Source organism: Halobacillus sp. B23F22_1 (assembly GCF_043497005.1).
GTDB lineage: Bacteria > Bacillota > Bacilli > Bacillales > Halobacillaceae > Halobacillus_A.
Genome location: NZ_JBIEKE010000001.1, coordinates 1,053,309 through 1,076,231 on the forward strand (window position 1 = coordinate 1,053,309; position 22,923 = coordinate 1,076,231).

General features: G+C 41.6%; 22 protein-coding genes. All 22 read left to right on the forward strand.

Translation table 11 applies throughout. The features are described 5' to 3' along the window. The first annotated feature begins 76 nt into the window (after positions 1-76). The 22 genes from ACGTNH_RS05480 (at position 77) to ACGTNH_RS05585 (ending at position 22,923) form a co-directional block, all read left to right on the forward strand. The gene (locus ACGTNH_RS05480) at positions 77-631 is read left to right on the forward strand and encodes a hypothetical protein (RefSeq protein ID WP_394585591.1); all 555 of its coding nucleotides are present in this window, start codon (positions 77-79) and stop codon (positions 629-631) included. Between the two features lie 230 nt (positions 632-861). Beyond that, complete coding sequence (gene rfbA, locus ACGTNH_RS05485; RefSeq protein ID WP_394585592.1) at positions 862-1,791, forward strand: glucose-1-phosphate thymidylyltransferase RfbA; 930 nt, start codon at positions 862-864, stop codon at positions 1,789-1,791. After that, positions 1,788-2,816 carry a dTDP-glucose 4,6-dehydratase gene (gene rfbB, locus ACGTNH_RS05490; RefSeq protein WP_394585593.1) on the forward strand — a complete coding sequence of 343 codons (1,029 nt, stop codon included), beginning with the start codon at positions 1,788-1,790 and terminating at the stop codon, positions 2,814-2,816. The genes rfbA and rfbB overlap by 4 nt, the downstream gene beginning before the upstream one ends. After that, entirely contained in the window at positions 2,795-3,742 is a 948-nt protein-coding gene (locus ACGTNH_RS05495; RefSeq protein WP_394585594.1) for a glycosyltransferase family 2 protein, read from the forward strand. The genes rfbB and ACGTNH_RS05495 overlap by 22 nt, the downstream gene beginning before the upstream one ends. A 4-nt stretch (positions 3,743-3,746) precedes the next feature. Then, the gene (locus tag ACGTNH_RS05500) at positions 3,747-4,427 is read left to right on the forward strand and encodes a GNAT family N-acetyltransferase (RefSeq protein WP_394585595.1); all 681 of its coding nucleotides are present in this window, start codon (positions 3,747-3,749) and stop codon (positions 4,425-4,427) included. 12 nt (positions 4,428-4,439) lie between these two features. Continuing rightward, positions 4,440-4,796: an EamA family transporter gene (locus ACGTNH_RS05505; protein ID WP_394585596.1), complete on the forward strand. Its 357-nt coding sequence runs from the start codon at positions 4,440-4,442 to the stop codon at positions 4,794-4,796. After that, a complete protein-coding gene (gene rffA, locus ACGTNH_RS05510; RefSeq protein ID WP_394585597.1) occupies positions 4,793-5,932 on the forward strand; it encodes a dTDP-4-amino-4,6-dideoxygalactose transaminase in 1,140 nt (379 codons plus the stop codon). Before ACGTNH_RS05505 ends, rffA begins: the two co-directional genes overlap by 4 nt. Further along, positions 5,895-7,586, forward strand: a complete 1,692-nt coding sequence (locus tag ACGTNH_RS05515; RefSeq protein ID WP_394585598.1) for a DUF6044 family protein — start codon at positions 5,895-5,897, stop codon at positions 7,584-7,586. Before rffA ends, ACGTNH_RS05515 begins: the two co-directional genes overlap by 38 nt. 316 nt (positions 7,587-7,902) lie before the next feature. Beyond that, positions 7,903-8,181 carry a YhdT family protein gene (locus tag ACGTNH_RS05520; protein ID WP_394585599.1) on the forward strand — a complete coding sequence of 93 codons (279 nt, stop codon included), beginning with the start codon at positions 7,903-7,905 and terminating at the stop codon, positions 8,179-8,181. After that, positions 8,178-9,647 (forward strand): sodium/pantothenate symporter, encoded by a 1,470-nt coding sequence (gene panF, locus ACGTNH_RS05525; RefSeq protein ID WP_394585600.1) that lies wholly within the window; start codon positions 8,178-8,180, stop codon positions 9,645-9,647. The genes ACGTNH_RS05520 and panF overlap by 4 nt, the downstream gene beginning before the upstream one ends. Beyond that, positions 9,648-10,874 (forward strand): M20 family metallopeptidase, encoded by a 1,227-nt coding sequence (locus ACGTNH_RS05530; RefSeq protein WP_394585601.1) that lies wholly within the window; start codon positions 9,648-9,650, stop codon positions 10,872-10,874. It begins immediately after the preceding gene. After that, a complete protein-coding gene (locus ACGTNH_RS05535; protein WP_394585602.1) occupies positions 10,874-11,941 on the forward strand; it encodes a tartrate dehydrogenase in 1,068 nt (355 codons plus the stop codon). Before ACGTNH_RS05530 ends, ACGTNH_RS05535 begins: the two co-directional genes overlap by 1 nt. After that, positions 11,941-12,687, forward strand: coding sequence for an SDR family NAD(P)-dependent oxidoreductase (locus ACGTNH_RS05540; RefSeq protein ID WP_394585603.1), 747 nt, complete (start codon positions 11,941-11,943; stop codon positions 12,685-12,687). The genes ACGTNH_RS05535 and ACGTNH_RS05540 overlap by 1 nt, the downstream gene beginning before the upstream one ends. Before the next feature lie 18 nt (positions 12,688-12,705). After that, a complete protein-coding gene (locus ACGTNH_RS05545) occupies positions 12,706-14,148 on the forward strand; it encodes an aldehyde dehydrogenase family protein (protein WP_394585604.1) in 1,443 nt (480 codons plus the stop codon). Between the two features lie 201 nt (positions 14,149-14,349). Then, positions 14,350-15,195, forward strand: a complete 846-nt coding sequence (locus tag ACGTNH_RS05550) for a MurR/RpiR family transcriptional regulator (RefSeq protein ID WP_394585605.1) — start codon at positions 14,350-14,352, stop codon at positions 15,193-15,195. A gap of 21 nt (positions 15,196-15,216) precedes the next feature. Continuing rightward, positions 15,217-16,287: a serine hydrolase domain-containing protein gene (locus ACGTNH_RS05555; protein WP_394585606.1), complete on the forward strand. Its 1,071-nt coding sequence runs from the start codon at positions 15,217-15,219 to the stop codon at positions 16,285-16,287. Further along, positions 16,280-17,827 carry an ABC transporter substrate-binding protein gene (locus tag ACGTNH_RS05560; RefSeq protein ID WP_394585607.1) on the forward strand — a complete coding sequence of 516 codons (1,548 nt, stop codon included), beginning with the start codon at positions 16,280-16,282 and terminating at the stop codon, positions 17,825-17,827. The genes ACGTNH_RS05555 and ACGTNH_RS05560 overlap by 8 nt, the downstream gene beginning before the upstream one ends. Positions 17,828-17,887: 60 nt before the next feature. Beyond that, entirely contained in the window at positions 17,888-18,832 is a 945-nt protein-coding gene (locus tag ACGTNH_RS05565; RefSeq protein WP_394585608.1) for an ABC transporter permease, read from the forward strand. Between the two features lie 32 nt (positions 18,833-18,864). Next, positions 18,865-19,692, forward strand: coding sequence for an ABC transporter permease (locus ACGTNH_RS05570; RefSeq protein ID WP_394585610.1), 828 nt, complete (start codon positions 18,865-18,867; stop codon positions 19,690-19,692). Between the two features lie 18 nt (positions 19,693-19,710). Next, positions 19,711-20,910: an anhydro-N-acetylmuramic acid kinase gene (locus ACGTNH_RS05575; RefSeq protein WP_394585612.1), complete on the forward strand. Its 1,200-nt coding sequence runs from the start codon at positions 19,711-19,713 to the stop codon at positions 20,908-20,910. 5 nt (positions 20,911-20,915) lie between these two features. Further along, on the forward strand, positions 20,916-21,959 hold the full coding sequence (locus tag ACGTNH_RS05580; RefSeq protein ID WP_394585614.1) for an ABC transporter ATP-binding protein: 1,044 nt from the start codon (positions 20,916-20,918) through the stop codon (positions 21,957-21,959). Next, positions 21,898-22,923 (forward strand): ABC transporter ATP-binding protein, encoded by a 1,026-nt coding sequence (locus ACGTNH_RS05585; protein ID WP_394585616.1) that lies wholly within the window; start codon positions 21,898-21,900, stop codon positions 22,921-22,923. Before ACGTNH_RS05580 ends, ACGTNH_RS05585 begins: the two co-directional genes overlap by 62 nt.

Genomic DNA, 22,923 nt, shown 5'->3' on the forward strand with positions numbered 1-22,923 from the left:
ACTTTGTCTATTTTCATGTTCATTTTTCGCTTTCTATGATATTTTGATCGCATCTACTAGAAGGGAGAGAATGAATTTGAAAAAGAACTATATTCATTTAATTGCACTCAGCACGGTGATTATGGCTTTTTTACCTGTAATGGGAAGTGTTCAAGCTTCTGAAAATTCTCCATCTATTGATTCATTAAGTGAACAAAATCATGAAGTGAAACTATTAGAAAATGAACTGCATGAAAACATGATTTTAGAGTTTGATATTGTTACGGGATTAGATGAACAGTTATCAAGCAAACCCTCTTACGACGAGCAAACGAGCCACCAACCCCATGAGCCGGAAACGAAAGAAGCTGCTTATGCAGCTAAGCAAATGATACACAAGTTGCAAAACACGGGTGTATACACCTGGAATCTCTCCATTGAAGAATATTCGAGCAAGCTGCCAATTACTTCAGATTCTAAACGTACGTTCGAGAAGTACTTTGGCTACCAATTTGTAATGGAAATGTTAAATAGTGCTGCTGACTCTAAAGGTGACATCACCAATACTTTATCGGTGGAGATGCAAGACGAAGGAATGCCAAGCTGGCTCTCGGGAGTAGCGGCTAGAACTCTAGTATTCTTACTTCTTTAAAGAAATCGTAGTGAAGAAATACAGTTGATCTCAAGAAGGATAAGAGCTCATTTCATAAAAAGAATGCAGTTCATAAGCAGTACTTTTATTCTTTTTTATCTCGGTACCAGGTACACCTTTTTTCTCCTCCTGTACCTGGTACCGAAAATGTAATAGAAATGTAAGAGTTAAAGTACTAAAAAAAGGTAATAGGGGGAGTAACACCAATTTTATGGATTGAGGTGATCAGAGTGAAAGGAATTATTCTTGCAGGTGGAAGTGGAACAAGGTTGTCCCCAAGCACATTAAGTGTAAATAAACACTTGCTTGCGGTGTATGACAAGCCGATGATTTATTACCCTTTATCTGTATTAATGCTTGCTAACATTGAAGAGATTTTAATTATTACTACGCCTGAAGATGTAAACCGATTCGAAAGTCTTTTAGGGAACGGGGAATCCTTAGGCATCTCGATTACCTATCAATCTCAAGAAGATCCAAATGGCATTCCTGAAGCTTTAGTGATTGGGGAGGACTTTATTGGTGAAGACGATGTGACGCTCATCCTTGGCGACAATATATTTTATGGGCAGGGTTTCACAACGCTTCTCCGGAAAGCGATTCAACAGCACGAACACGCTACCGTTTTTGGCTATCGTGTCAAAGATCCAGAGCGTTTTGGGGTCGTTGAATTTGATGAACGTAAAAAAGTGGTTTCCTTAGAAGAGAAGCCCGAGGACCCTAAATCAGATTTTGCAGTAACGGGTCTCTATATTTACGATCACCATGCTGTCGGCATTGCTAAGCATCTCTCTCCATCAGAACGCGGAGAATTAGAGATCACCGATCTAAACAAAGAATATTTAGAGAGAAAACAGCTTGATGTTCAGCTGCTCGGTCGAGGCTTTGCCTGGATGGACGCCGGCACCCACGATTCATTATTTGAGGCCTCTGAGTTTGTCAAAAATATTCAGCAAAGACAAGGGTTCAAACTCGCCTGTATTGAGGAAATCGCCTATTATATGGGTCACATCGACAAGCAGGAATTAATGCAGATCGGGAAATTTATGGAAAAAACAGATTACGGTCAATACTTGATTGATATTGCTAATCGTAAGCATATTGAACAATATTGGGATGAATTTGACAGCCATCCGATGTTAGAGGGGACGAAGCCATGAATCATTCAAAGCCATACCTTCTTGTGACGGGCGGGGCAGGATTTATCGGTTCCAATTTCATTAAGTATTACTTGGATACGTATCCGAATGCGCCGCTCATAAACGTCGACAAGCTTACGTATGCTGGGTCGACTTCAAAGCTAAAAGAAGTAGAAAATCACGAAAACTATCACTTTATTCACGGAGATATCACGGATGAAAAGCTCGTTCAGAGTATTTTTGAGGATTTTCCGATACAAGGGATCATTCATTTTGCAGCCGAATCTCACGTTGACCGTTCAATTGAGGATGCAAGCTCTTTTATTGATACAAATGTAAAAGGGACGATGATCCTTCTGCAGGCAGCGAAGCGGGAATGGGAAAGACGCGGCGAACTTAAAACGGCTCGCTTCCACCAGATTTCTACGGATGAAGTCTACGGGTCATTGGATGATGAAGGGAAATTTAATGAACATACGCCATACGATCCTCGAAATCCCTACAGCGCTTCTAAAGCAGGGGCTAATTTACTTGTGAAAAGTTTTGGCTATACATATGGGATGAACGTAGTGCTGTCAAGCAGTTCCAACAACTACGGTCCTAACCAGCATGTTGAAAAATTGATTCCGACAATTATTTCTAATGCGCTCAACCATCGTCCGATCCCTATTTATGGAGATGGTAAAAATATAAGAGAATGGCTTTACGTGGAGGATCACTGCCGCGCGCTGGATCTCATCTTTCATCACGGAAAATCAATGGAGAGTTATAATGTCGGAGGCGGGAACGAAATGAAAAATATCGATTTAGCTGTGGAAATCTGTGAGATACTTGATCACACTTATCCTGCTTATAAAGGGAGTCTAGCTAGTTTTAAAGAATTAATTACCTTTACGAAAGATCGACTCGGGCACGACCGCAGGTATGCAGTGGACGATACGAAATTAAGAGGAACGCTGGGCTGGCAGCCAATCATTGAAATGGAGCAAGGGTTACAAGAAACTGTGGAATGGTACGTTGAGCAATGGACACCACTCAGCCGTTAATTTCTGTTGTAGTCCCTGTTTATGGCTGCCGCTCCTGCTTACACGAGTTATGCGAACGATTGAGGAAGACAATTACAAGCATTCCAGCTGATTATGAAATTATTTTAGTCAATGATGCAAGCCCCGATCATGCCTGGGAGACGATCATTCAACTGGGTGAGGAAGATGAACGAGTAAGGGGAATTGATCTTGCCCGTAATTTTGGACAGCATTACGCCATTACGGCAGGTTTAGACCAGACATCCGGCGATTGGATCGTAGTCATGGACTGTGATTTACAAGATCGTCCAGAAGAAATCGCTACCCTTTTTCAAAAAGCACAGGAAGGTTACGAAGTCGTTTTCGGCAAAAGAGTTCAGCGTAAAGATCAATTAAAGAAACGTCTCTCTTCCAAATTATTTTACCGGACATATGATTATTTCACGGGGCATTCCTCGGATCATACGGTAGCTAATTTCAGTATTGCCGAAAAAAAAGTAATTGAGGGGTTCAGGCAGATGAAAGAGCAAAATCGACTTTATCCTCTTTTTCTTCAGTGGATGGGCTACAAGACGGCGAGCATTCCAGTTGAGCATAATGGAAGAGGCGATGGAAGCTCTTCGTACAGCTTAAAGAAGCTGATTACATTAGCCACAGATACGATTATAGCTCAGTCGAACAAACCGTTGAGGTTATCGATTCAATTCGGTTTTTTTATTTCACTTGGTTCGTTCATTTATGGATTGTATTTATTTATCCGTTACTTTTTTATGGATCAGCACGTGCAAGGATGGACAAGCGTGATGGTCAGCATGTATTTCATAGCCGGATTGATGTTTTTTAATTTTGGAATTCTAGGTCTCTATATAGGGAAAGTGTTTGATGAGGCCAAAGGAAGACCGCTTTATCTAATTCGTGAACAGATTAATGGAAGGAAGCGGAGGTGATCTTATGACGTTACACTATTTACGGCCGACCCCGTGGGATGTAAGGAATTTTCATATCGATACGTTTGAAGTAATGAGCCTGGAAGAAGATGCCCTCAAGCAAACGGATGAACGAGAAGGTCATTACACGATTAAAATTGATCCTTTTGATAACCCGAAACCGCTGCTGGAGCATGGGTTTTATTACGTCGATACATTAATCGAACCGGTCTGCAGGCAGGGAAACTTAAACATGTTTGATCAAGAAGGTACCACGATTTCAACCGATTTTGATCGGGCAAGTATCTTGACGATCGCTGAAGAGACGTTTGCTCATGGACGGTTCCACCGGGATTTTAATATTCCAAATGAGCAGGCAGACAAAAGGTACATGAACTGGGTGAGTGACTTAATCGATAAAAAGCAGATTTATGCGCTGAAATGTAATGAAGAAATTGCGGGGTTTTACGGTTTTGAAAAAGAGAATGTACTTCTGCTCGGCATGAGTAAGAATTATCGTCATAAAGGGCTGGCGAAGTCATTCACAAGTAAAGCATGTGATAAACATATGAAAGAATCAGGGTTGTCTGAACTCCGCACGTCTATATCAGCAGCTAATGTGGCTTCCTTGAATTTATTTCACACATTAGGATTCCGATTAGAAAGCGCGAAAGACATCTACCACAAATTAAATCGTCGATTATGAGGCAGGTGACTTATGGGATATGCATATATTTTTGGCACCATTTTCTTTACGGTTTATGGCCAATTAATTTTAAAATGGAAAATTGACCAATATGGTGGTCTGCCGGAGCTGTGGAAAGATAAATTCATATTTCTCCTGCAGCTGCTGTTAAATCCTTTTATTTTATCAGGTTTCTTATCTGCATTCGTGGCGTCTATTTTTTGGATGGCCGCGATGACAAAATTTGATATAAGCTACGCTTATCCTTTTATGAGCCTCTCTTTCGTACTTGTTTTTCTTCTGTCGGTTGTAATGTTTGGTGAACCGATTTCGATGAAAAAAGTGATGGGAGTCTCGTTCATTGTGATAGGAATTATTGTAATGAGGTGATCCAATTGATTCCATTTAACCAGCCATGTGTGGTTGGAGGAGAAGAAGAATATATGCAGGAAGCGATTGCCTGCGGTAAGCTGTCTGGAAACGGGCCATTTGGTGAAAAATGTGCGCGATGGCTGGAAGATCAGCTGGGTTGCGAACGAGCATTTATGACTCCCTCCTGCACCGCTGCACTTGAAATGGCTGCGCTTTTAACAGAAGCAGGGCCTGATGATGAAATCATTATGCCCTCTTACACATTCGTATCCACTGCTAATGCCTTTGCATTAAGGGGCGCAGCGATTCGTTTTGTTGATATTGATGAAAAAACGCTCAACATTGATCCCGAGCAAATCCAAAAAGCGATAACCGAACGTACGAAAGCCATTGTAGTCGTTCATTATGCTGGGGTTGCCTGCGAGATGGAAGAAATTATAAAGCTGGCGGATGAGCATGACTTATGGGTGATTGAAGATGCGGCTCAGGCGCTAACGAGTACTTATAAAGGAAAGCCTTTAGGTTCCATAGGCCACTTAGGTGCGTTCAGCTTCCATGAAACGAAAAATTACTCGTGCGGGGAGGGGGGAGCTTTGATTATTAACCATGCTCCTTTGATCGAACGAGCTGAAATGATTCAGGAAAAAGGAACCAATCGAGCTCAATTCTCCCGTGGAATGGTTGATAAATATTCGTGGCGTGATATAGGATCTTCTTATGTGATCAGTGAACTCAATACAGCTTATCTTTACAAGCAGCTGCAATATATTGATCAAATTAATGAAGATCGTAAAAAAACTTGGAATATGTATGCGAGGGAGCTAGAGCATGTGATAGCTTTAGATGCTGTTGAAGGCCCTCACATTCCCGGTGAAGCGGGGCATAACGCCCACATGTTTTATTTGAAAAGTCGCGATCAAAATGAGCGTACTGAACTCATTGATTATTTAAAAAAGAATGCTGTTATGGCTGTGCCTCACTACGTACCGTTACACTCCTCTTACGCAGGGGAGAGGTATGGTGTATTTACAGGCGAAGACCGCTATACCACAAGAGATAGTGAACGAGTAGTAAGACTGCCGTTATATTATGGAATGTTAGAAGAGGATGTCCATCATGTCGTTAAGCAAATTCAGCTTTTTTATCAAGTATAAATGGAATATATTAGCGTGCGTAGTTTTATTGATGTATCTATTTCCTTATTTTACTTTAGGTGGAGATACTCATATTCGTGTGCACGATAACTTAGATTCGAACATCGTATGGTACAAACTGCTTGCGGAAACCGGCCAACTCTTTGCAGGACCGGGAGCAACAATTCCAAACGTCATAAACGGACTTCCGCGAAGTGCTCTTCCTTCTCCTTTCGATGCTGTAACATGGTTGTACGTGTGGTTTGAGCCTTTTACCGCCTATACGATCAGTCAAACGATTATGCGCTTCGTAGCTTTTTTGGGTATGTATCTTTTATTAAGCCGTTTCGTTATTCGTGATTTTAAAGGATCATGGCTGACGTCAGGCTGTTCCTTAGCCTTTGCTATGCTGCCCTTCTGGCCGTCAGGTGTGTTAACGATTGCGGGATTACCTCTGGCTTTTTATTTGTTTCTTACAATCCGGAACCAGGGAAAAAAAACGCCGTGGTACGTATGGGTTCCGGTAGGATTGATCCCGTTTCTGTCTAATTTTATATTAACGTTTATCTTCTTCCTCGCACTAATGGGTGCACTCTGGCTCGTTGAATGGGTTTGGAAGAAGAAATTGAACATGCCTTTTTTTATCGCCATCACAGGTATGACAGCTATTTATCTATTGAAAAATTATATGCTGCTCTACACGATGTTTATCGATTCCACTTTCACATCGCATCGAGAAGAAAATGAACTCGGACACAAAGGTCTTCAAGGTACACTTGATCTATTTGTACATAATTTTCTTAATGGCCACACACATGACATGGCGGTCCACACATCTATTGTATTGCCTGTCATTATTTTTGGTGTATTTATTGCCATTGTCCGCTGCGGCTATCCCACACGGCTGGTTTTACTTTTTGCCGCGACACCTATTCTTTCCATGTGGTATGCCCTTTGGTATTGGGAAGGATTTCGGCCGCTCAAAGACAGTTTAAACTTACTCAATACCTTTAACTTTGCTCGTATTCATTTTTTTGATCCGATGATATGGTACATATGCTTTGCCATGGCATTAGGTATTGTAGTAAAGCAAGTGAAAGCTGGCTGGCTGATCGGCGCGGCTCTTCTCATCGCTCAGTGTTGGAACGTTTTTCAGTTGAATGAAGAAAATAAATATAGTGAGGTCCACACTCCGACGTTTAACGAGTTTTACTCGACAGAATTATTTGATGAAATCAAAGAGTATATCGGCGAGGATCCATCCTCATACCGAGTCATTAGTGTGGCGATGCACCCGGCGGTCACGCAGTATAATGGGTTTTATACGTTGGACACGTACAACAATACGTATCCTCTTGAGTATAAACATCAATTCCGTGAAGTGATTGCTGATGAATTAGAAAAGAGTCCTTCATTAGAAAATTACTTTGATACATGGGGAGGCAGAGCTTACACATATTCCAGTGAGCTCGGAAAACACTATTTGTTCAAAAAGACGAGCGACCGCTCGATCGAAGAACTATCTCTTAATACCGAAGCTTTAAAGGAACTAGGAGGGGAGTATGTCTTATCTGCCCTGCCTATAGAAAATCACGAACAAATCAATCTCCATCACGAACAAACATTTGAAAACAAACACTCCCCCTGGCGAATTTACCTGTACCAAGTACAATAAAAAATGAATTTTTGCACCTATTTTGGTACCAGGTACACACCGTTCAACTTTCGGTACCAGGTACACAATTATCCACCTTGTGTACCTGGTACCCTCACCATGGTACCCTCACCACAACGTCCAATTCAACTTTATCCTTTTTTTACAATGTGTCTAGTTTACAATAGAAAGAAGTAATGATTTGTCTAATGAATAAGTAGAGAATTAATTATACAATTAATTTTGAATGTTCCGAAAATAGCAGGAATTCTAGCAGAGTTCATAGAAACCTTTAAAAAACGAGCACACAAATAAATCGTAAAGGAGTTGGACCAAAGTGCCTCCCCAAGAAGATTATCGTTTTAAAATTGCCAATCGCGAAGCTTTAATTGGCGTTGGACTGGCTGTCATCAACTTCGTTTGGTGGTTTGCTTTTGCCTATGGCCTCGGCAGCCGTCCGCCTGAAGAATACACTTACATCCTCGGGCTGCCTTCGTGGTTTTTTTACAGCTGCATCGGCGGTTTTGTATTGATCGCTGCACTTGTCACGTTTGTTGTAAAAGTCTTTTTTGTAGAAGTACCGCTGGATGATGAAGGGGAAGGTGACCGCTCATGAATATGGCCGTTATCATTCCTTTAGTTGCTTTTCTCGTACTCATTTTTGGTGTTGGTTTTCTGGCGAGCCGCTCACTAACTAAATCCAAGGATGACTTTATGCAGGATTATTATCTTGGCGGCCGTCAGCTTGGAGGATTTATTTTAGCCATGACGATGATCGCTACATACGGAAGTGCGAGCAGTTTTATAGGCGGGCCTGGTGTTGCTTATAATGAAGGCTTTGGCTGGGTACTTCTTGCGATGGCGCAAGTGGCGTCCGGATATTTTGTACTTATGATTCTAGGGAAAAAGTTTGCGATTATGGCGAGACGGTACAATGCTGTCACGCTTACGGATTATTTGAAAGGGCGTTATCAAAGCAAGTGGGTCGTCTTAATTGCGGCTTTTAGTATTATTATCTTCTTGTTTTCTGCTATGGCCGCACAATGGGTCGGCGGTGCCCGTTTAATTGAATCACTCACTGGACTCAATTACACATCAGCTCTTTTCATCTTTGCCTTATCCGTTCTCATCTATGTCGTTATCGGCGGATTTAAGGCTGTTGCTTTAACTGATATGATTCAAGGCGTTGTCATGGTGGGAGGAACTTTAATTTTACTTATCGCTACGATCATTGCTGGCGGCGGTATTACAAATATTATGGCTGACTTAACAGCTGAAAATCCCTCCCTCATTACCCCTTTTGGAGCAGAGGAGAGTTTAACACCATCCTATGTTTCATCATTTTGGATTTTAGTAGGTGTCGCTGTTGTAGGGCTTCCACAAGTTACGGTGCGTGCCATGTCATATAAAAGTTCACGCGCGATGCACCGTGCCCTCATCATTGGGACGCTTGTCGTCGGTTTTATTATGTTGAACATGCATTTAATCGGTGTGTTTGCCCGCCCGAGTCTTCCAGGTATTGAAGTGGGAGATACGGTGATGCCGCTGATCGCGCTTGAAGTTCTCCCGCCGTGGGTGGCCGGCATTGTGCTCGCTGCACCGATGGCCGCGATTATGTCGACCGTTGATTCTTTGCTTCTTCTCGTCAGCTCTTCTGTTGTCAAGGATATTTACGTCAATTATGTTAAGCCTGATGCTTCCTATCAGAGGATTAAGCGAATGAGCTTTAGCGTTACGGCCGTTCTCGGCATTCTCGTATTTCTCATGGCCCTTAACCCGCCGGATTTATTAATTTGGCTTAACCTGTTCGCGTTTGGCGGCTTAGAAGCAACGTTTATTTGGCCAGTAGTTCTGGGGCTTTATTGGAAAACGGGCAATAAATATGGTGCCATTTCTTCAATGGTCGTAGGTATTGGCTCTTACATTATTATCGATGTCTTCTACACGTCGTTATTTGGCTTGCACAGTGTTGTTTTTCCAGTAGTTCTATCCTTAATTGCTTATATAGCGGTTAGTCTCGCAACGAAAAATCTCGCGTTTAACGAGTATAGTGAACAGCAAAATCTGGAAGGGAGCATGTAAATGAAAACCCAAATAAATGAAAGGCAATTAAGAGATCGGGAGGCAGTTATTTCATTAACACAGCAGCTTGTTAGAATCCCCAGCGTGTACCGTCCGGGCGAGGAAGGCGGGAATGAAGAGAAAGCCGCTCACTTTGTGGCTGATTATTTAAAAGAAAAAGGCATCGAAGTATATATTGAAGAAGTCGAACCAGGACGTCCGAATGTCATTGGCATCATCGACTCTGGAAAGCCGGGGAAGACGCTACTGCTTGAAGGACATACGGACGTTGTCACAGAAGGCGATCACTGTGCGTGGAAATACGGCCCTTTTGACGCGGAAATCGTTGACGGCGTCATGTATGGTAGAGGCACTAATGACACGAAAGGAAACTTAGCCTGTATGATTACCGCTGTTAATTCTATTTTACAGGACAAAGAATCGTTCAATGGCAAAATCATTTTATGCATTCCGTGTGACGAGGAAGGCATGATGATTGGCATTAAGCATTTTATAAAAAATGGCTGGGCGGAAGGTGTTGATGGCGCAATCATATGCGAACCTGAAGAAAACCAGGTATGCATCAGCCAGCGCGGGGCTATGAGGATTGAACTCTTTACTTATGGAAAAATGGCGCATGGTGCGATTTCATGGAGCGGTATTAATCCTAATTTGCGGATGGCGAGAGTAATTGTAGAGCTGGAAAAGCTCGAAATGAAAGAGCAGGAACGCTTAGGAAAACACCCAACTTTGGGCTGGCCTAGTATAACGCCGACAATATTACGAGCGCCTGTGAAAGGGGATGCCCAAATTAATGTCATTCCTGATCTATGCATGACTACACTTGATATTCGTTCAGTGCCGGGTCAAGACCATGAGGAACTCAAACGAGAAATCAGAGATATTTTTGCAAAATTAGCAAAGGACGACGAAAACTTTAAAGCTGATTTTAACGTAATTGAAGACCGTCCATGGACTGAGACGGATCGTGAAGAAGCGATTGTAAAGGCTGTAGCAAAAGCGGTTAAACAAGTCACGCAAAAAGATCCAGTGTATAACGGCGTCCCAGGAGCGACCGACGGCACCTTCCTTCATATCGCAGGTGTACCGATCGTAACCATAGGAGCGGGAGATCGTGACATTCCTCACCAAATCAATGAATACGTAGAAGTGGACGAATTAGCTGTTACGACTCAAATCTACCGACAAGCATGCTTAGACTTTTTAAATGAAGAGGGCGAAAAGTAATGCATAAAATTGCCGTTATTCCCGGCGATGGAATTGGTCCGGAAGTAGTCAGCGAAGCCCTTGTTCTGTTAGAGGAGATCGTTAAGCATGATTCCTTACCTTTAGAATGGGAAGTTTTTGACTGGGGCTCTGAATATTATTTACAGCATGGGCAGATGATGCCGGAAGACAGCCTGGATCAATTGAAGACGTTTGATGCTATCTTGTTTGGTGCGATTGGAGACGCCCGGGTTCCTGACGATGTCACAATCTGGGAACTCATCATGCCGATCCGGAAAGAATTTCAACAGTACATTAACTATCGACCAGCAAAGCAGCTCGATGGCATACAATCCCCACTTCAGAGGAAGAAAGATATCGATTTCGTCATTATACGTGAAAATGCGGAAGGAGAATATTCAAACATGGGCGGGCACCTTTATAAAAACACTCATCAAGAAGTGGCCGTTCAAAATACAGTCATGACGCGGGAAGGCTGTGAAAAAGTCGGCCGCTATGCGTTTGATTTTGCCCGGGAAAATAACTACACATCGGTCACGAGTGCGACGAAATCAAATGCGATTATCCATACGATGGAGCTATGGGACCGCAGTATGACGAACGTTTCACACGACTATTCTGATATTGCTTTTGATTCAGTTTACATTGATGCGCTGGCTGCTTCAATGGTACAGCAGCCAGAAGAATTCGGTGTTGTTGTCGCCTCTAATTTATTTGGTGACATTCTATCAGACTTAGGTTCAGCTGTTGTTGGCGGGCTTGGTGTTTTTCCTTCAGCAAACATTAATCCAGAAGGCAGCTATCCGTCTATGTTTGAACCTGTTCATGGTTCAGCCCCGGATATCGCCGGAAAAGGCATTGCGAATCCGGTGGCGCAAATTTGGTCACTGGCCCTTTTATTTGATCATTTAGGGTACACGAAGCATTCGAACTTCATCTTTTCAGCAATAGAAAGCACGGTGCGTGGTCAAGTGGTAACGCCCGATCTTGGAGGCAGCTACTCGACGAAAGAAGTCGGACAGGCTATTCGAGACCGAGTGGCTGCCGCATTTCAGGAGGTGGAATAATGGACGTTAAACAAAAAACGATTATCGTCACAGGGGCAAACGGAGGCATGGGACTTGCGGTCGTTCATCAATTACTGAATGAAGGAGCACAAGTCGTTGGCTGTGACTTAAATCGTGATCAACTAGACAGCATTCAGCATCAGCAACTATCCATTTATGAAGGCGACTTACTTGATGAAGATTTTGTCCAAAGAGTGTTTCAGGAAACGAATGATCGTTACGGCAAAATTGATGGTCTTGTCAATGCCACAGGTATCGCACAGCAGGCGGAGCCGATTGAAAATGTCTCCCTGGAAACGTGGGAGAACTTAATGGATATTAATATGAAGCTGTTATTTTTAACGTGTAGAGAAGCGGCTAAATTTATGAAAGCGAAGCAAAGCGGTTCGATCGTCAATGTCGCTTCCATCTCTGCGGTACGTCCGCGTCCCGGCCTGCAAGCGTACGTAGCATCAAAAGGCGGAGCCGAAAGCTTCTCAAGAGCACTAGCCATCGAATTGGCCGAGAATAACGTTCGAGTAAACACGGTTCATCCGGGTCCGTGTGATACGACTATGCTCGATAAGTTTGCCGGTGAAGGTGTAGATATTGAGAAAGCAAAGGATGAAACGTTTAAGAATAGTGTCCCTTTAGGAAAACTTTTAACTCCTGAAAACATTGCATCATCAATCATTTTCCTATTATCGGATCAAGCGGATATGGTCACTGGTGCCGCTCTTAACGTAGACGGCGGAAGAGGCATTTAGAGACAGGGAGGGAAACATATGGACGAGCTGTTTATGTACATCGATGGGAGATGGCAAGAGAGTCATTCAGGTGAACGTTTAGACTACGTCAATCCAGCGAATCAACAAGTGATTGGCACCATTCCACGAGGGAAAGCGGAAGATGTCAATCGAGCAGTTTCAGCCGCTAAAGATTCTTTTGAAGCGGACGAATGGAGAAAAATTAAACCTCATGAGAGAGGATATATTTTATCAGAAATGACATACAAGATAAGGAAAAATAAAGATGAATTGGCTCGCCTCGAAACGTTGGACGTGGGTAAGCCTTTGTCTCAAGCACATGCGGACGTAGAGGCAGCAGCCCGCTATTTTGAATTTTACGCAGGAGCAGCCGACAAATTGATGGGCGAAACGATTCCGATCGAAGACGGTTTGATCGATTTCACCGTCAGAGAACCAATCGGGGTCACCGCCCACATTATCCCGTGGAACTACCCGATTCAAATTACATCAAGAAGTACAGCTGCCGCCATTGCCACAGGTAACACGGTCGTCGTTAAAACCGCTGAACAAACCCCATTAACGTCAATGAAACTCGCGGAGTATTTTCACGAAACGGCTTTGCCAAAAGGTGTATTTAATGTAGTCACAGGCCTGGGACAGGAAGCCGGCGCTCGACTCGCCAATCACCCGGACGTCAATCACATTACATTTACTGGCTCTGTGCCTACAGGGATTAAAATAATGAAAGCAGCAGCGAATCACGTCGTTCCCGTCACACTAGAGCTGGGAGGTAAATCTCCCAATCTCGTTTTCTCCGATTGTGACGAGAAGGAAGCCTTAAATGGTGTCATACGAGCTATTATTCAAAACGCCGGCCAAACGTGCTCTGCTGGATCAAGACTTTTAATTGAAGACTCATATAAAGAAAGATTTCTCTCCTTATTAAAAGCTAGATTTGAGGACCTAACGGTTGGATCAGGTGAAAAAGATTGTGATATCGGCCCTATCCTGTCTAAAGAGCAATATGAGAAGATCGTTTCATACATTGAGCAAGGTAGAGAACAAGGTGAAATTATTACGGGAGGCGAACGCGTGCAAGTGGAAGGCTGTGAAAAAGGCTACTATCTGCAGCCGACCATCATCGATCAGCTGCCATACAACAGCACGGTCGCTCAAGAAGAAATCTTCGGCCCCGTGTTGGCTGTCTTTTCTTTTCAAACAGAAGAAGAAGCATTGCAGTTGGCCAACGGTACTGATTATGGGTTAGTAACCGGCATATGGACTTCAGACATTGGCAAAGCCCACCGACTCGCTGATCAAATTCAATCGGGCCAGGTTTTTGTGAATAACTATGGAGCTGGAGGCGGCATACAAATGCCATTTGGCGGGTATAAAAGAAGTGGGTTCGGCAGGGAGAAAGGATTTGAAGCACTGAAGAACTATACCCAGCTGAAAAATGTAGCGATTAAGTATAGATAACTATAATGATACTTACGTTAAATCCTGTTTCAAGATCTACTTAAGATCTAGTTACAGGATTTTTTAGTTAAATTCCAAATGAAAAATTCAGAAAATTATCAATTCTCCATTGACATATAAGTACAATAAGCCTAGTATGTAATTAAACTACAAGATTAACTAAACTTTATGAAGTTTTGCTTCTTTTAAAGGATGATTGATGTGCCAAACACGATTGAAAAATTACGTCAGTGTTATCAGGATCTGAGCCGTGCGGAACAAAAGGTGGCAGAGTATATTCTTGAAAACCCTTTCAAAGTGTTAGGAATGCCAATAGCTAACCTTTCTGAAGAAACGGCTACGAGTGAAGCCACAATTATTCGGATGTGCCGTTCTCTTCATTTAAAAGGTTACACGGACTTAAAGTTGAATATTTCGGCGTCATTAAATGGAGAAAAAGAGTACAAAGATCGGTATGAGGATATTTCAGCGGATGCCAACTTGACGGACATTATACAGCTCGTATCCAATAACAATATGCGTTCGATTAAGTTGACTCATTCATTAATTGATGAGGCCCAAATGGAGAAAGCTGTCTCTGCTTTAAATTGTGCTCGAAGGATTGCCGTTATTGGTGTCGGAGCTTCGGCTATAGTTGCACTGGATTTTGAACAAAAGTGCAAGCGTATAAATATGTGGTGTGAAGCATTTACGGATGGACATTCGCAATTAACATCAGCCGTCCATTTAACCGAAAAGGATGTTGTGATGGCGATTTCCTACTCAGGGGAAACAAAAGAAATCGTCGATACGATGAAAGTTGTGAAGGAACGGAGGGCACAGACTATTTCCATTACGGGCTATGGAAATAATGTTGTACAGAGATTAGCCGATGTTAATTTATACGCCTCTCCCATTGAAAAAAATATTCGCAGTGGCGCCACTGCTTCAAGAATCGCACAGTTAAATATTGTAGACGTTTTGTTTACAGCCCTTGCTTCCATTAACTTTGAAGACTCTGTTCGAATGTTGGATGAAACGAGGGAAGTTCTGCGCAAAAAAACTTAATTTGAAAGGAGGAAGAAATTTTTGAAAGATGAACTAAACTTGTTTTTTAACAAACATCTTCAAAAGGAGTACTTTTCAGGTCTTACATGTTGTGTCTCTATAGATGGGGAGGTTCTTTACCATGAAGCCTACGGAAAAGTAAGTAATCAACGCAATGAAATATGTCGCAAGGATACTATCTTTGATTTAGCCAGTTTAACAAAATTGGTAACTACTACTTTAATTCTTCAACTCATTTCCAATAAGAAATTTACACTATCAACTTCATTAGGGGAATGTCTTCCAGCATCAGTAGATCACTCTATCCTCTCCCCCATTACGATGCGTCAATTACTTACTCATACTAGCGGTTTAATCAGCTGGTACCCGTTTTACTCTCATCTTCCAGATAAGAACATATGGAACATATTAAACAGCATAAATCTTCTACATACATCACAGAATTCAGTCTTATATAGTGACTTAAACTTCATTTTGCTTGGAGAAGTGTTGAAAAACCATTATCAAGCAAGCTTATCTACCATAGTTTCCAACCACATTTCAAAGCCTTATCACTTAAATTCGTTGAGTTATTCGCCTTCCACTTGGGAGTCGATTGCTGAAACAGAGTTTGGGAATCAAATAGAAATGAAGATGGTGAATGATCGCCATTATACCTTTAATAATTGGAGGGATGTAAAATTCCCGATTGTCGGAGAAGTGAATGATGGGAATACTTATTACTTTTTTAATGGAGAATCTGGCCACGCTGGTCTGTTTTCAAATGTAAGAGATCTCGTGTCGTTAGGAGAAATGTATGTGCTGGATGAAAATCAGAATAGAGTTATCGATCAGCATTTGCTTCAAGAGTCTTTAAAGGAACAGGCACCTGGCAGAGGATTAGGATGGCAGATTTCTGATCCGTTTTTATCCGGTGCGGGACATACAGGATTTACGGGTACAATGCTTTTTGTGGAACCGGAACAGCGAATTTCTGTAGGGATTCTAACCAATCGTTTAAATGTTTCATCTCCGAAAAATCTTTATGACTTTAGAAAAGAAGCGATTCAAATGATTACATCTTACATAAAAAAGGAGAGGTTTTATGCTTAAGAAATGGAGTTTACTTTTGTTGGTTTTAGTTCTTTCCCTGGTTATTTCAGCTTGTTCAGAAGAGAGTGATGCAGGTGATGAGGGTGAGGATACCAGTGAGAGCACTGCACAAGAATTAAAGATCGCGAATGACCAGGAGCCGGCGGGGCTTGATCCTCATAAGACACCTGCCCATTCTTCAGTTCGCATTTATTCGAAAGTTTATGAAGGACTTGTCAGTCTAGATGAGAATATGGAAATTGAAGGTCAGCTTGCTGAAAGCTGGGATCAGCCGAGTGATGACACTTATGTCTTTAATCTTGTGGAGGGTGTAAAATTTCATAATGGTAGAGAAATGACAGCTGAAGATGTGAAATACAGCTTTGAACGTATTTTAGACGAAGAAACGGCTTCTCACATTGCTTCCTATTTTAATATGGTGGATTCGATCGAAGTCGTAGATGATTATACTGTTCAATTTAATTTATCTGAGCCATCCGCTTCTTTCCTAAATAATCTAACCAATGCAAGTGCAGCTATCGTACCTGAAGAACTAGTGGAAGAAAACGATGGAGATCTTCAACAGGTGGCTGAAGGAACAGGACCTTTTACATTCGTAGAATGGGTACCTGATAGTAAAGTTACTCTTGAGAAGAATGAAGATTACTATATTGAAGGACAGCCTAAACTGGACACTGTAAGCTACTACACAATGAAAGAAGAGGCGTCCAGGTTATCAGCGATCCGTACAGGTGAAGTGGATATGACTACCGTAGGGGCTAAATCTTCTTCACTGCTTGAAGATCAGGAAAATGTCGAAGTGATCGATTATCAGTCCCTCGAGTACAGCTACGTTGGATTTAATGTAGATAAAGAACCGTTTAATGATGAGAAAGTTCGCCAGGCTCTAAGTTTAGCTACTGATCGCGATAAAGTTACGGAGATTGTATGGGATGGAGACGCTGAGCAGTCCGGACCTGTGGCTCCGTCCATGGGGGAATGGCCTATTGATGTAACGGAGGAAGAGCTTTATAACCGCGATATTGAAAGAGCTAAGGAACTGTTAGCTGAGGCAGGCTATGAGAATGGATTTGAGACAGAAATTACTACGGCTTCTACCTACCCGGATATGGTCGATACGGCTCAACTTTTACAACAACAATGGGCAGAAATTGGCGTGGATGCTTCCATTAACCAGATTGAATGGGGAGAGTATATCGATGTTTGGTCTAACACATCAGCTGACGTCCTAATTGGCCGAAATGGCTCAGGCACAGACCCTGATCGTTCACTTAATTACTTTTTCCATACAGAAGGCTCAGCAAATGTTTGGAACTTCTCTAACGAAGACTATGATCAGCTTGTAGAAGAAGCGGAAATGGAAAACGATCAAGAGTCTCGTAAAGAAATGTACGTGGAAGCACAAGAAGAAATAATCAATCTTTCACCAAACTTGTTCTTGGTTTCTCCAAAAAATTATGTAGCTGTCAATGAGAGTGTAGCCAACTACACCCCTTATGCGCATAATGCAGAAGATATTGTGGAAGTTACGAAAGAATAACTTATTGATGTGCTGCCTATACCAGGCAGCACTCAACATTTATTTTAAGGGTGAAATAGAATGCTTACATATATAATTCGAAGAATCTTAATGCTAATCCCAGTTCTATTCGGAGTCTCTGTGTTTATTTTTATCATCATGCGCATCGTACCTGGTGACTTAGCGATGACGATCTTAGGTAATAACGCCACGCCGGAATCACTACGTCAACTCCGTGAAGATTTCGGTCTCAATTTACCTTTGTATGTGCAATATTTTAATTGGATGGGTGGAGTGTTAACAGGAGATTTCGGTCAGTCCATGCGAACAGGTCAAGAAGTGCTACCAGATATTCTAAACCGATTTAAGTTGACGTTTGAGCTTACTTTGCTTTCTGCTTTTATTTCCTGGATTATTGCCATTCCTTTAGGAATTATTGCAGCAGTCAAAAGAAATACAAATGCAGACTTTGGCGTAAGGTTAATCTCGTTGCTGGGGGTCTCTGTACCAAACTTTGCTTTGGCGATCATAATTATTCTTGTTTTATCACTCGCATTCTCGTATAGTCCTCCAATTGAATATGTTGGCTTTTTTGAAAATCCACTTCAAAACTTAGAAATCATGATTATACCAGCTATTGTACTTGGAAGTTCGATGGCTGGAGCAGTGATGAGAATGACGAGGTCTTCTATTCTGGAAATCCTAAGGCAGGATTTCATTAGAACAATTAGGGCAAAGGGTGCAAGAGAAAGAATAGTTATCTTCAACCATGCCCTTCGAAACGCCATGATTCCCATTTTGACAATTATAGGTCTGCAAGTGGGAACGCTTCTTGGCGGCACGGTCATAATCGAACAGATTTTTTCATTGCCGGGCCTTGGTCAGCTAGTATTAACAGCCATTAATCAAAGGGACTTTATAGTTGTGCAGGGAGCTGTATTATTTATCGCCTTTGTTTTTGTGCTTATTAACTTACTAGTAGATGTACTCTATTCTTACTTAGATCCAAGAATCAAGTATAAATAAGTTGAAGTTTTTTAACAAAAGGGTGAGTAGTAATGAAGCATTTTCTCAAACGATTGAGAAAAGATAAAATAGGGATAGTCGGCTTTGTTGGTATAGCCATGGTTATCATTATAGGATTGCTGGCTCCTCTTATTGCGCCCTACGGACCTGAAGAAATGTCTCAAACTCACGTTATGGAAGGACCAAGTAAAGAATTCATTTTTGGTACAGATGAATTTGGACGGGATATTTTTTCAAGAATCGTATACGGGGCTCAGGTTTCTCTGCAAGTAGGCTTAATTGCTGTAGGGATTGGAGCAGGTTTTGGTCTTCTGTTTGGTTTAATTAGTGGTTTTTTTCAAGGCAAAGTCGATCAAATTATAATGAGAATCATGGATGTCTTCTTTGCATTCCCTGACATTCTATTAGCGTTGACAATCGTTGCTGTTCTGGGACCAAGTCTTACGAACACAATGATAGCTATTGGAATTGTCTTCACACCTGTATTTACCAGGGTCGTTCGGGGGACGGTCATTAGTGTGAAAGAGAATGAATATATTTCAAACGCTGTGGCAATTGGCGTTTCACCTGTGAAAATTATTGTTAAGCATGTAACACCTAATATTATGGCACCGTTTATTGTGCAGGTGACTTTAGGTTTATCAGGAGCTATCTTAACAGAAGCTGCTTTAAGTTTTCTTGGGTTGGGGGTGCAGCCGCCGAATCCTTCCTGGGGGGTCATGTTGAACGATGGACGAGCACTGATGGAATTTGCCCCTTGGACGATTTTATTTCCAGCGGGAGCGATCATTTTTACAATTTTTTGCTTCAATCTATTTGGTGACAGTTTAAGAGATATTTTAGATCCGAAACTGAAGTAATTTTAGCGGGGTGAACGGATGGTTAAAATATATGGAATTGGTTTAATGTCAGGAACTTCATTAGACGGCATCGATGCAGTTCTCGTCGAAAGCGTTTATAATGAGGAAGGTCTTCCCTTTCGTATTATAGAATCACTAACCAAAAGTTACGACGAGGAAATCTATGAATCTATTATGAGAATTTGTGATCCAGAAACTGCGAAGATCGAAGAAGTATCAGCCATGAACATGTATTTAGGGAAAAAATTTGCTGATGTTGTTCATCAATTGCTGCAAAAAGCGAAGATGAAGCCGGAAGATATTCACTTCATTAGTTCCCACGGCCAAACTATTTTCCATCAGCCTTTAGCAGGGCAGAAATCATATGAATTAAAGAATACTTTCCAGATAGGTGATCTGTCGGTGCTGTCTGAAGAAACAGGCATTGCAGTAGTTGGAGATTTTAGAACAGCAGATATGGCTGTTGGCGGACAGGGAGCTCCACTCGTCTCTTACCTGGACTATTTAATGTTCGGTAGAGATGGAAAAGCACGAGCTTTACAGAACATTGGAGGAATAGGAAATGTTACGTATATTCCTTCAAATGGAGATGTTTCTTGCACTCTATCATTCGATACGGGACCAGGAAATATGGTTATCGATGCAGTAGTTCACTCTATAACGAATGGAAAATGGAGCTATGATCATGAGGGGAAACTAGCTCGTAAAGGAAATATTGATAAAGAACTGTTAAGTCAATTGATGGATCATGAATATTTTCAAAGCCCTCTTCCTAAAACGACCGGACGAGAATTATTTGGACAGTCTTTTGCTGCTCGAATGATGGAAGATTTTAAACATATTGCGGAGGAGGATCTTGTGACAACCGTCAGTGAATGGACCGTTGAGTCGATCGTAAAGGGGTATCGTGACTTTATAGAAGTGGATGGAGTACACTTAGATGAAGTTATTATCGGCGGGGGAGGAAGCTATAATCTGTATATTTTAGAGAGATTACAGCAAAAGATGCAGCACCTCAAAGTAAGAACCATCGACGATTTTGGAGTACCAAGCTCTTTTAAAGAAGCATTAGCTTTTGCTGTAATGGGCTATCAAACTATTATAGGGAAAGAAAATCAGATACCTTCAGCTACGGGAGCTGAACGTTCAGTTATTATGGGGAAAATCGCATACTCCCAGCCAGAAGCCTATCAACGCTTAATGTCTATAAGGAGTTGAAAGTCTTGAGCAATCTACTCGAAATCAATAATTTATCGATTGATGTTAAAATCGAAAAGTCTTACTACAACATTGTCCATAGGCTTAGTTTATCGATTGCCAAAAAACAAAAATACGGAATAGTGGGGGAATCTGGTAGTGGAAAAAGCTTAACTTCTCTTGCCATTATGAATTTATTGGCCGATTCTCTCAGTGTCAGTGAAGGACAAATATTATTTGAAGGAAACCAGCAGCTTACGACTCTTTCCAATAAAGAAATGATGAAGATTAGAGGGAAAGATATAGCGATTATCTTTCAAGAACCTATGACTGCTTTAGATCCAATTTTTACAATAGAGTATCAAATATCCGAGGTTTTAAAAATCCATTTCAATCATTCGAAAAAAGAAATGCGGAAGATGGTTATCAGCATATTAAAAGATGTCGGTATTCCTAGGCCGGAGTCTATTATGAAAAGCTATCCTCACGAATTATCGGGTGGAATGCGTCAAAGAGTGGTGATAGCCATGGCGTTAATTTGTAAGCCTAAACTATTAATTGCTGATGAACCAACCACGGCTTTAGATGTGACGATTCAGGCGCAAATTTTAGATTTAATGAATGAACTCACTGAAAAATATGATACTTCTATTTTAATGATTACCCACGATCTAGGTGTGATCAATGAAACATGTGAGAGAGTAGCGGTTATGTATGCGGGAGAGATTGTAGAAGAATCTTCTGTTGATAGCTTATTTAGTCATCCTAAGCACCCTTATACCCAGGGACTTTTAAAATCCATACACACCCTAGGTGATCGATCTGAAAAATTATATTCTATTCCTGGCAATGTTCCGACTCCTACTCAATTGAAGAAAAATGGCTGCAGGTTTGCCTCAAGGTGTCCTCACGTGATGGATATCTGTAAGGAAGAAACTCCGCCGTATGTAGAGGTTTCTGAAGATCAGGTGAGTAAGTGCTGGTTACATACAGAAAGGGGTGAGTACAATGAACAAGGGCAAACAGCCAGTGTTGAAAGTGAAGAATATGAAAAAACATTTTCCGATTAAAGGCGGGATTATCAAAAGAACCAAAAGTTATGTTCGGGCAGTAGATGGAATTAGTTTTGACGTTCAAGAACAAGAGACTTTTTCTCTCGTAGGCGAAAGCGGATGCGGAAAATCCACAACCGGACGGTCGATTCTTCGTTTAACTGAGCCGACTGATGGTGAAGTCTATTTTAATGGGGAAGAGGTCCTGGAATGCACACAAAAGGAATTTAGAAAGTACCGCAAAGATATGCAAATGATTTTTCAAGACCCCTTTAGTTCACTGAATCCTAGAATGACAGTTAAAAGCTTACTTTTAGAGCCGTTAATGACCCACAAATTATATTCAAAAGAAGAAGCACTAGACAAAGTTTATGAGGTTGCAGAGCGAGTAGGACTCTCGAAGGAACAGGTTTCTCGTCATCCTCATGAATTCAGTGGAGGGCAGAGACAGAGAATAAGTATTGCACGAGCCTTGATCATGAACCCTAAATTAATCATATTGGATGAAGCTGTTTCCGCTCTTGATGTTTCTATCCAGGCCCAAATCTTAAACCTATTAATTGATCTCCAGAAAGAATTTAAATTAACCTATGTGTTTATCTCACATGACCTTAATGTGGTCAAGCATTTAAGTGATCGTATAGGAGTTATGTACTTAGGACAAATGATGGAAATGACCACGACCGAATCGTTGTTCAACCATCCATTACACCCTTATACAAAATCTCTTCTTTCGGCGATACCCTCTTATGATCGTAATAAGAAAAAGGATAGAATCGTTTTAAAAGGGGACGTGCCAGATCCTGCAAATCCTCCTTCAGGGTGCCCGTTTAGGCTCAGGTGTCCGCAGGCTCACGAACTCTGCGAAACACAAAAGCCGACTTATCAAGAGGTGAAAGATAATCACTGGGTAGCGTGTCATCTATATAACGAGGACAGCCGAGTGAATGAAACTAAGCAGGGTCTTGAACACGCTTATTAG